Source organism: Streptomyces sp. URMC 126, assembly GCF_051386555.1.
GTDB lineage: Bacteria > Actinomycetota > Actinomycetes > Streptomycetales > Streptomycetaceae > Streptomyces.
This window is the reverse complement of the sequence record NZ_JBPQTX010000511.1, coordinates 1-3029: the sequence shown is the minus strand read 5'-3', so window position 1 is coordinate 3029 and position 3029 is coordinate 1. Positions and strand designations below refer to the sequence as shown.

Sequence of the window (3029 nt, the reverse complement as noted above, 5' to 3'; positions counted from 1 at the left end):
ACCCCCGCCGCCGCCTCCTCCGCCGCCGCCGACACCGCCGGCACCCCAGAGGTAGACCTTGGCCGTGGTCACGCCCTCCGGCGGAGTCCAATTCGTGGTCTCCGCGACCACCTTGTAGCTGTTGGAGGCGGCAGCCTGCGCGGGCGCCTCTGATGGCACGGTCAACAGCGGAACCGCCGACACCACCGTCAAAGCCACCCAGAGCATCCGCTTCCGGCCACCCGTCCCAGTCTTGCTCTCACCGCTCACGATCACGCGCTCACCTCTCTCAACGGGGCGGGGGCGGCCAGAGCCGCCCCCGTGACGGACGGTGGTTACTTCAGGGCCGAGTCGGCGGTCGAACCCGCACCGGACGTCACCGACTGCGCGGCGGAGTTGGCGGTGTCCTTCAGGTTCGTCACCGGCCCCGGCTCGGGCTGCGACGGCGCCGGCGCGGAGGAGCCGGAGGACTCCTGGGAGGGCGAGCCGGAGCCCTTGGCGTCGTACTGATAGGTGTCGGTGACCTTGTGCTCCTTGGTGATCTTGCCCGGAGCCGGGGAGACGATCGCGACCGGCAGCGGACCCAGACCATGGCCGTGGCCGCGGCCGTCGTCCGCCACCGCCGCCGACGCCTGGCCGAGCACCGAACCACCGGCCACCACAGCCAGCACAAGAGCCGCCAGGCGGCTAGGCTTCGAGGACATCACAAACTCCTTGCTCAGATGGGGTGCTGCCGCGCACGCCCAATAGAGGGCGGTCGCGGCAGGGATGTGTGCCAAGCGCCGATTCCACGCCCTTGACGAACGGCTGGCTGGGCGACGGGCCTCAACCCGTGAACGACGGCTGCTCCGGCGTTACAAGGAGTACTGATGTGATCACCCGTAAGTCAAAACATCGTCCGGAAGTCGGCCGCGCAGTGCGGAACGCCCGACGGTAGGCCGAATGCATATGCGACTACGGGTCGGGATTCGAGGAGGGTCATGGCGACACGGGGGCACTTAAACCCGCTGGACGTCGCTCACAGGACGGACATCAACGCAATGACACCCAAGGGCGCCACCTGAACGAGGCACCCCTCTTCGGTCATCCACCCCGCCCTCACCAGGACGAGCCCCCCGGTCAAGCCGTGCTTGACCAACCTCAATAGCAACGCACGCGGCTGCCAGGAGCCGGCCCACCGCCGCGGCGTCTGCGGTGAGGGCTGGTCGGAGGCGGTGACTGCCGCCAGCGGTCCCGACCTCCGGCCGCGTACACCCTGGCGGTCGAGCCGTGCCTCATCCGGGGCGGAACACTGCGCCCCACACAGATCTACCGGATTTCGCTGACGATTTGGGGTGAATGTTCACCGACGAACCAGGTCAATCGGACCCGCCTGCCTCCTCGCCTGGCCTCCGCCTCCTCCACGGCAACCACCAGCACGGATAACTCACGGTGGAGATGCACAACGGCTTCTCAGAGGTCGTTTTCACCTGTGTCAGGCCGTTATCAGCCGTTGTGTGGATGGTGGAATCGTGGTCCGGAAGAAGAGGTAGGTGCGGTTGTGATCAGTGGGGCCGGAGGGGTGACAGATGAGGCGAGAGGTGACTCGTCCCTGTCTCATTCCAGGATGCCCGGCTTTCAAAGCCGGGTGCTTCCGTCGTCATCTCCGCACTCCTGGGCACATTCGGTCTGCGGCGGTACGCCGGATGTATGGCTAAGCGACGTCCGTGTCCAAGCGACCTGTCCGATGCCCGCTGGGAGTTGATCGAGCCGGTGCTTACGGCCTGGCGTTTCGAGCGCCGTGGCAGGGCCCTGGACTTCGGCCGACCGCCGGAGCATGACCTGCGCGACATCATGGACGCGATCTTGTACGTCGACCGGACCGGGGTGCAGTGGCGCTACCTCCCGCATGACTTCCCGCACTGGAACACGGTCTACGGCTACTTCGCAAAGTGGGCGGACGAGGGTGTGTTCGTCCAGCTCAACGGCCTGCTCCGGCAACTGCTGAGGGAGAAGGAGAACCGGGACGCAGAGCCTTCGGCCTGCGTGATCGACGCGCAGAGCGTCAAGACTTCCACCAGCGTCCCGGCTGCCGGCCAGGGCAACGCGGTATCAAGGCGACGATCGCGCAGCCCGATGACCAGCGGGCCAACCGCCTCCGGCGGGGCCGGGCCGGGGGACGTCCCCCGGTCTTCGACCGCGAACAGTACCGCCAACGGAACACCGTGGAACGCTGCATCGGCAAGTTCAAGCAGCACCGGGCCGTCGCGACCCGATACGACAAGCGCGACTACATCTTCCACGGCACCGTGACCACAGCCGCCATCGTGATCTGGCTCCGCGACCTCATCAAAGAGCCATCAGACACTGCCTAATCGACAAGGGCACCAAGGGCAAGGCCGCCCGCCGGGTGCCCTTGATCGAAGAAGTACGGCCGCTGGTGGCCCAGCGCCTCCTGGCCGTCGGGCACGACCCCGACGCCCGGCTGTTCACCGGGCCGCGCGGCGGGCGCATCGCCACCGCCGTCCTTCGGGACGCCACCCACTGGGACGAGGTCGTCGCCGAGCTCGGCTACGAGCATCTGCGTCGCCACAGTCTTCGCCACACCGGTCTGACCTGGATGGCCGACGCGGGCGTGCCTCTGCATGTCCTGCGCGTGATCGCCGGGCACGGCTCGCTGCGGACGACCCAGCGCTATCTGCACCCCGACCTTCGGGCACTGCTCGCCGCCGGCAAGTCCCTCAGCAGCCACCTCCGCGGCGCCCCGGTCCTCTCGAAGCCGCTGGCGGCCAGCCTCCAGGCATTGCGAGGAATACACAAACACCCGAATTGCCAGTTGATCTTGGTCCCCAGCGATACAGGGCCTGATCAGCGGTTTTTCCGAGGCGTGGTCCCCAAGTGGTCCCCAAGCGCCTGACGACCCATCAGACAGTCAGGTCGCCAGACCATTAAAAAACGCCCTCTGACCTGCGGTTTTCCGCAAATCAGAGGGCGTTTTCCCGGTCGGGACGGCGGGATTTGAACCCACGACCCCTTGACCCCCAGTCAAGTGCGCTACCAAGCTGCGCCAC

General features: G+C 67.0%; 2 protein-coding genes and 1 pseudogene. 2 read left to right on the top strand and 1 reads right to left on the bottom strand.

Going from position 1 to position 3029, the window contains the following annotated elements; translation table 11 throughout:
• Positions 1-314 precede the first annotated feature (314 nt).
• Positions 315-683, bottom strand: a complete 369-nt coding sequence (locus ACSNOK_RS32105) for a hypothetical protein (RefSeq protein WP_436784312.1) — start codon at positions 681-683, stop codon at positions 315-317.
• Between the two features lie 985 nt (positions 684-1668).
• Between ACSNOK_RS32105 and ACSNOK_RS32100 the strand changes: the two are divergent.
• Positions 1669-2079 (top strand): annotated as a pseudogene (locus tag ACSNOK_RS32100) (transposase); the annotation flags it as partial.
• A gap of 112 nt (positions 2080-2191) precedes the next feature.
• Positions 2192-2875 carry a tyrosine-type recombinase/integrase gene (locus ACSNOK_RS32095; RefSeq protein WP_436784313.1) on the top strand — a complete coding sequence of 228 codons (684 nt, stop codon included), beginning with the start codon at positions 2192-2194 and terminating at the stop codon, positions 2873-2875.
• Positions 2876-3029: the final 154 nt, after the last annotated feature.